Annotated in this window: 5 protein-coding genes; 4 read left to right on the top strand and 1 reads right to left on the bottom strand. The window is 62.8% G+C overall.

The annotated features are described in order from the left end of the window. Positions 1 to 1,328, top strand: a 1,328-nt coding sequence (gene priA, locus AACR14_RS02980) for a replication restart helicase PriA (protein ID WP_019445064.1), incomplete at its 5' end; no start/stop codon positions are given. Between the two features lie 66 nt (positions 1,329 to 1,394). Here priA and AACR14_RS02975 read toward each other — a convergent pair. Beyond that, positions 1,395 to 2,486, bottom strand: coding sequence for a hypothetical protein (locus tag AACR14_RS02975; protein WP_041201814.1), 1,092 nt, complete (start codon positions 2,484 to 2,486; stop codon positions 1,395 to 1,397). A 167-nt stretch (positions 2,487 to 2,653) separates the two neighbouring features. Between AACR14_RS02975 and AACR14_RS02970 the strand changes: the two genes are divergently transcribed. The 3 genes from AACR14_RS02970 (at position 2,654) to AACR14_RS02960 (ending at position 6,981) form a co-directional block, all read left to right on the top strand. Beyond that, positions 2,654 to 4,087, top strand: coding sequence for a DUF2867 domain-containing protein (locus tag AACR14_RS02970; protein ID WP_019445062.1), 1,434 nt, complete (start codon positions 2,654 to 2,656; stop codon positions 4,085 to 4,087). Between the two features lie 169 nt (positions 4,088 to 4,256). Beyond that, positions 4,257 to 5,483, top strand: coding sequence for an aromatic amino acid transporter (locus AACR14_RS02965; protein ID WP_019445061.1), 1,227 nt, complete (start codon positions 4,257 to 4,259; stop codon positions 5,481 to 5,483). A gap of 256 nt (positions 5,484 to 5,739) precedes the next feature. Beyond that, positions 5,740 to 6,981, top strand: a complete 1,242-nt coding sequence (locus tag AACR14_RS02960; RefSeq protein WP_019445060.1) for a malic enzyme-like NAD(P)-binding protein — start codon at positions 5,740 to 5,742, stop codon at positions 6,979 to 6,981. Positions 6,982 to 7,053 lie beyond the last annotated feature (72 nt).

Genomic DNA, 7,053 nt, shown 5'->3' with positions numbered 1-7,053 from the left:
TCGCCTGCCGAGACGGCGGCGCCGCCATCCTGATCGGCACTCGCTCTGCGGTGTTCACCCCGTTTCACAACCTCGGCATCATCATCATCGATGAGGAGCACGACGGCTCCTTCAAGCAGCAGGACGGTTTTCGCTACCACGCGCGGGATCTGGCGGTGATGCGGGCTCATCGTGCCGGTATCCCCATCCTGCTTGGCTCGGCCACCCCGTCGCTGGAGACGCTGCACAACGCCCGCACCGGCAAGTATCACCATCTCACCCTGACTCGCCGTGCCGGTAACGCCCAGACCGCCCGTCAGGTGATCCTGGATATCAAGAACGTGCGGCTGCAGGCCGGGCTCTCTCCCCAGCTGGAGCAACTGATGGCAGAGCATCTGGCGGCGGGCAATCAGGTGATGCTGTTTCTCAACCGCCGTGGCTATGCCCCGGCTCTGATCTGTCACCAATGTGGCTGGAGCGCCGCTTGTGAGCGTTGCGATGCCTGGTACACCTGGCATCAGGCCGGGCGACGGCTGCACTGCCACCACTGTGATAGCGTGCGCCCGTTGCCCCACCACTGCCCCGAGTGTGGCAGCAACGAACTGATCGGATCGGGAGTCGGCACCGAGCAGCTGGAACAGCTGCTCACCACGGTTTTCCCGCAATATCCGGTGGTGCGCATCGATCGGGACAACACCCGTCGCAAGGGGGAGCTGGAGACCCATCTCGGCGACATCAAGGCGGGCAAGTACAAGATCCTGATCGGCACCCAGATGCTGGCCAAGGGCCACCACTTCCCGGATGTGACGCTAGTGGGTCTGCTGGATGTGGATGGCGCTCTGTTCAGCGCCGATTTTCGCGCCGCCGAGAAGCTTGCCCAGCTCTACACCCAGGTGGCGGGCCGTGCCGGTCGTGCCAGCAAGCCCGGGTTGGTGGTGCTGCAGAGCCACCATCCGGAGCACGCCCTGCTGCAGGATCTGACCCAGAACGGTTACGGCCACTTCGCTGATACGGCGTTGAAAGAGCGCCGCCTGCTGGGGTTGCCGCCCTTCAGCTATCAGGGGCTGTTTCGGGCCGAGGCCAACGGCCGTGACGAGGTGCAACTGTTCCTCTCTCGCCTTGCCGATACCCTACGCAGCGCCCGCTATCCCCACGTTCAGGTGCTGGGGCCCATCAGCGGTTTTATGGAACGCAAGGCGGGCAAGTTCCGCATGCAGTTGCTGGTGCAGGGGCCGAACCGGGCACCGCTGGCCCAACTGCTGGATTGGGCGGTGAAGGAGCTGGAAGGCTGGCCCGAGACCAAGCGGGTGCGCTGGAGCCTTGACATCGACCCCACCGAGCTGAGTTGATGGTGGCACCGGAGCCGGTCGCTGGCAGTTATCGTCAGCGACCGATGGGTGATTTCATTTCAAGGCTCAGACCCGCAGATCGATCTGCTGCACCCAGCCTCCTGTACCCTGTTCGGTGAGATAGAGGCCGGATTGGCGCAGCACCCCCTGAGTGCCGCTCTCCCCCAGATGGTTGAAGGGGGTGTCGAGGGGGCGTAGCAGGATGGCGCCGATCCCCAGTTCGACCAGCGCGATAGGTGCGTGCTCCGGATGCCAGAACTGCAGGGCTGAAAACTGGCTATCCCCCTCATCCAGCACCCCGTTGCCATCCTCATCCAGGGTTGCCAACTCGCCGAAGCCATTGCCGGATCGAGCACCAAACAGCTCGCCCCCATCGTCTATGGTGCCGTTGCCATTGCGATCCAGCGCCACAAAGCCGCTGCCTTCACTCAAGCCCGGCAGGCTATCCTCTTTGCCATCCTGATCGATGTCGAAATTGACCCGTGCCTCGGTCAGATCGGCAATCTTGCCATCCAGACTGAGCACCAGCGGATCCTTGAGGGCATTGAGGGTGGTGCGCCGCTGGCTCACCTCCAGCTGGCGCCAGTCGAGCACAAAGCCGAGATCGAGCTGAATAGTCTGACCATCCCGAGTCGCTACGCTGGCCGATGCCACCACGTTGAGCTGCTCCTGTTGCAGCATGGTGTCTGTCACCTCCACCAGTTGATCCGGCTCGGCGGCCTGAGCTGCGGTTTCTACTTGGGTCACCCCTTCGCCCCCCTCTTCGGTGGGTTTGATCGGCTTGGGCAGCTCGATCTCGTGGCCCAGCATCGCCTCGATCATCAGCTTGATCAGCCGCTGGCGGTTATCCAGTCCATCGTCGGGAATACCATCCTGCTCTTTGCCTACGTCCGCTGCGGGCGGGGCGGGAGGTGTTGCAGCTTGTTGGCTGGCGGCTGATTGCCTTGCGGTTTGCAACGTCAGGGCGCTGGTGAGGGTCAGAGTGCTGCTGCGTTCGCCGGCCGCAGCCGTGTTGTTGCCCTCCGGTGGATTGACGACGGGTGGCACTGGTCCGAGGTTGCGCACCTTGCGGCTCTGTGCCTGTTGTTGCCAGTATTGCACCTCCCCCTGGAGGTCGTAGTGATCGATGCGCATACGTTCGCCCTCGGCGCTATACATCTGGTCAGTTATCGACCAGTCAATGAGCAGGGCTTAACACCAAATCGGACTAATCAGAGAGGTGGTTAGTACTAGGTTGCAAGGTGGTGGCGTGGCAGGATGATGGGCATGCGGGTGCTGGCCCGTTTGCCCAAGCGCAGGGCGCAACAAGTGAAGAGGAAGAGAGGATGAGAAATTGTCTGGTGATGGGAGCGGCAGGCTATATCGGTTACTATCTGGTGCCTCACCTGCAAACGCTGGGCTACAAGGTGATTGCCGGGGCGCGCCGTCCCTGCCGCTTGCCTGAGGGAGTCGAGTTTCGCCTCGCCGATAGCCTCAAGCCGATCACCTTGCTGCCTGCGCTGGCGGGCATCGATACCGTCTTCTATCTGGTGCATGCCATGGGGGCGGGGGCCGATTTTCATCGGCTGGAGCAGCAGGGGGTAAAGAATTTTGCCGCCGCTGCCCGCGCCGCCGGGGTGCGCCGCATCATCTATCTGGGGGCGATCCAGCCTGAACAGTGCAACAGCCGCCATCTCAATTCCCGCCGCCACTGTGGCGAGCTGTTTCGTGACTCCGGTGTGCCGACGGTGGAGCTGCGCGCCGGCATCATCATCGGGCCCGGTTCGGCGGCGTTCGAGGTGATGCGGGATCTGGTGTTCAACCTGCCGATGATGGTTACGCCCAAATGGGTGCGCTCGCGCACGCCGCCGATTGCGCTGTCCAACCTGCTGCACTATCTGGGTGGGCTGGTGGAAGCCGACGAGGTGGATGGCCGCATCTTCAATGCGGTCGGCCCCGAGCTGCTCAGCTATCAGCAGCAGTTGCAGAAGTTCGCCGCCCATATTGGCAAGCGCTGCCCCATCATTCCCATCCCGTTTCTGAGTCCGCGCCTCTCTGCCTGGTGGCTGCAGTTTGTCACCTCGGTGCCGCAGCCGGTGGCCAAGGCGCTGGTGGGCGGTCTCAAGCACGATATCCCGGCCGACGACGGCCCGCTGCGTGCCCTGCTGCCCCAGACTCTGCTCAGCTTCGACGAGGCGCTGGCGGAGAGTCTGGCGCTGGAGCAGAAGCTGGGTGCCGAACAGCAGGGGCAGGAGACGCCGCTCGGCCTGCGCTGGCGCCATCCCGAATATGGCTTCTATGACCGTACCGCCAGCGGCGAGGCCATCTGCCTCGCCTCTCCCGAGGTGGTGTGGCAGGTGTTGCAGCAGTTGGGGGGGGAGCAGCGCTACTTCTACATGAACGAGCTGTGGGTGGTGCGCGAATGGATGGATCATCTGATCGGCGGCCCCGCCCGCACCCGTGGCCGCACCAATCCGGATCACTTCGTGAAGGGGGATATGCTCGACTCCTGGCAGATCCTCGGGGTGGATGAGGGGCGCAGGCTCGATCTCTTGTTCAACATGAAGGCCCCGGGCGTCGGGCGGCTGGAGTTCAACATCCTGCCGGAGGAGTCCGGGTTGACCCGCATCCGGGTCACCGCTCACTGGCACCCGCAGGGCGCCTGGGGGCTGGCCTACTGGCTCGCCATGCTGCCGTTCCACCTCTTTATCTTTCAGGGGATGACCGAGGCCATCGCCCGTCAGGCCGAAGCGAGGGCAGGTATCCCGGTGATGGATTAAACCCTCTTCACACTATCCCCGCTGATAGAGTGCCCCATTCGGGGCATTTTTTATGCGGCGGCCATGCCAGGTTATGGCAGATAGTGGTAGGCGTCTCATGGCAAAGGCTGGCATCATGCCGCGGTCTTGTTTACCGCGGATAGATAATCAGTCAGAAAAAGAAGGGATTATGAAGAAAAAACCGTCAATTTTGGGGGGCGCCTGCATCATTGCCAGCGTCTGCGTGGGAGCTGGCATGCTCGGTCTGCCGAGTTCGGGGGCGGGGGCCTGGACCCTCTGGTCGGTGCTGGCGCTGACCGTCACCATGGTGATGATGACCCTCTCCGGCTGGATGCTGCTGGAATCCTTCCAGCACCACGATATGCGGGTCTCCTTCAATACCGTGACTCGCGAGCTGCTGGGGGAGAAGCTCAATCTCCTCAACAACCTCTCGGTCTACTTTGTTGGCGGCATTCTGCTCTACGCCTATATCACCTCCTCCGGTGCCATCCTGCAGGGGATACTGGGGATCGACAGCAAGCTCGCGTCCGTGCTGTTTGTGGCGCTCTTCTCTGCGGTGGTGTGGCACTCGACTCGCGCCGTTGACCGTATTTCGGTGGTGCTGATCGCCTTCATGATCCTCAGTTTCGCCCTCGGTGTGGCCGGGCTGCTCGGCAGTATCAAGCTGCCGACCCTGCTCGATCTGGCGGGCAGCGAGAGTCGCTACGCCCCCTATGCCATGGCGATGCTGCCAGTGGCGCTCACCTCGTTTGGCTATCACCACTCGGTTGCCTCCCTGCGTGCCTATTACCAGAACGAGCAGCAGGCCAGATGGGCCATTCTGGGGGGAACCCTGATCGCGCTGGCGCTATACGTGCTCTGGCTGCTGGGGATCTTCGGCAACCTGCCCCGTCAGGATTTTGCCCCTGTGATTGCCAAGGGAGGTGATGTGAGCGTGCTGCTCTCCGCCCTTTCCGGGGTCATTGAATCGGAGAAGGTGGCCAGCGCCATCAACGGCTTCTCCATGGCGGCCATTCTCTCCTCCTTTATCGGGGTGGGGCTCGGGGTGTTCGACTATCTGGCTGATCTGTTCAAGTTCGACAACAGCCGCGCCGGTCGCTGCAAGACCTGGGCGGTCACCTTCCTGCCGCCGCTGATGCTCTCCCTGCTCTTCCCGTTCGGCTTCCTGCTGGCCATCGGCTATGCCGGTGCCGCCGCCACCATCTGGACCTGCATCATCCCGGCACTGCTGGTATTGCGCACCCGAGCGCGGGCCGAGCGGGGCGAGGTGACTCCCCACTTCGTCACCCCCGGCGGCAAGCTGATGGCCTGGCTGCTGATCCTGTTCGGATTGGCGACCGCGCTGTTCCATTTCCTGTCGATGGCAGATCTGTTGCCGGTCTATCTGGGCAACTGAGTCAGGTCTACAGCACTGGCAGAAAGGGTGGCAAGGCCAACTTGCCGCCCCTTTTGCTCCATTTTTATCCCATGCGGCAGAATCTATAACTAAAGTGGTAGGTGTGGGTGGGGTAAGGTGCTGAAATAACTGGTCTGATCTGGCTGATGGCAGCATGATCTGCTGGGCATGCCCACCGCTTTCTTTTATGATCCCCGCCCTTCTGCGTGCCCCCTGTCGGCACCTCATTTTTGCACCAACCACATCGGGGTCCCCCATGTCCGATCTGCGTCAAGAAGCACTCGATTACCACGCCCAGCCCGTACCGGGCAAAATTGCCATCGCCCTGACCAAGCCTGCCGAAACCGCCCGTGATCTGGCGCTGGCCTACAGCCCGGGTGTTGCCGAGCCGGTGCGCGAGATCGCCGCCAACCCGGCCGATGCCTACCGCTATACCGGCAAGGGCAATCTGGTGGCCGTCATCTCCAACGGCACCGCCATTCTGGGTCTGGGCAATCTGGGGCCGCTGGCCTCCAAGCCGGTGATGGAGGGCAAGGCCCTGCTGTTCAAGCGCTTCGCCGGCATCGACGCCATCGACATCGAGGTGAAGCACGAGACCAGCCAGCAGTTCATCGACACGGTGGCGGCTATCGCCGATACCTTCGGCGGCATCAATCTGGAAGATATCAAGGCGCCGGAGTGCTTCGAGATCGAGCAGGCGCTGATCGAGCGCTGCGATATTCCGGTGTTCCATGATGACCAGCACGGTACCGCTATCGTCACCGCAGCCGGTCTGCTTAACGCGCTGGAGATCCAGGGCAAGCTCATCAGCGACAGCCGCATCGTCTGCATGGGGGCGGGGGCTGCCGCGACCGCCTGCATGGATCTGCTGATCAAGTGTGGCGCCAGAGCGCACAACATCTTCATGCTGGATCGTCAGGGTGTTATCCACACCGGCCGCAGCGATCTCAACAAGTACAAGCAGCGCTTCGCCAACGAGACCCCGCTGCGCACCCTGATGGATGTCATCGAAGGGGCTGATGTGTTTGTCGGCGTCTCCGGCCCCGATGTGTTGCCCGCCGAAGCGGTCGCACTGATGGCGCCCAATCCGGTGATCTTCGCCTGCTCCAACCCGGACCCGGAGATCAAGCCTGCGCTGGCCCACGCCGTACGCAGCGACCTCATCATGGGCACCGGCCGCTCCGACTACCCGAACCAGATCAACAACGTGCTCTGCTTCCCCTTCATCTTCCGCGGTGCCCTCGATGCCCGCGCCAGCCGCATCAACGATGCCATGAAGATTGCTGCGGTCGAGGCGATCCGCGCGCTGGCCAAGGAGCCGGTGCCGGCCGAAGTGCTGACCGCCGCCGGGGTCAGCGAGCTCGCCTTCGGCAAGGATTACGTCATTCCCAAGCCGATGGATGCCCGTCTGCTGCCGCGCGTAGCCCGCGCCGTGGCGCTGGCGGCGGTTGCCTCCGGCGTCGCCCGCATCGAGCTGCCCGCGGACTACATGCTGTAATCCGGCATTGCAAACGGCCCCATAGCGGGGCCGTTTTGATTTCTGCTTCTGGCGATAGCCAGAGACGCCATC

The sequence above is a fragment of the Aeromonas sp. 159 genome (assembly GCF_963862045.1).
Classification (GTDB): Bacteria; Pseudomonadota; Gammaproteobacteria; order Enterobacterales; family Aeromonadaceae; genus Aeromonas; species Aeromonas veronii.
Note: the sequence above shows the minus strand (reverse complement) of the source record. Positions and strands in the feature narration are given on the sequence as shown.

Coding starts and splice junctions, on each gene's coding strand:
- AACR14_RS02970 (WP_019445062.1), top strand. CDS start 2,654: ATGAGAAATTGTCTGGTGATGGGAGCGGCAGGCTATATCGGTTACTAT.
- AACR14_RS02975 (WP_041201814.1), bottom strand. CDS start 2,486: ATGTATAGCGCCGAGGGCGAACGTATGCGCATCGATCACTACGACCTC.
- AACR14_RS02960 (WP_019445060.1), top strand. CDS start 5,740: ATGTCCGATCTGCGTCAAGAAGCACTCGATTACCACGCCCAGCCCGTA.
- AACR14_RS02965 (WP_019445061.1), top strand. CDS start 4,257: ATGAAGAAAAAACCGTCAATTTTGGGGGGCGCCTGCATCATTGCCAGC.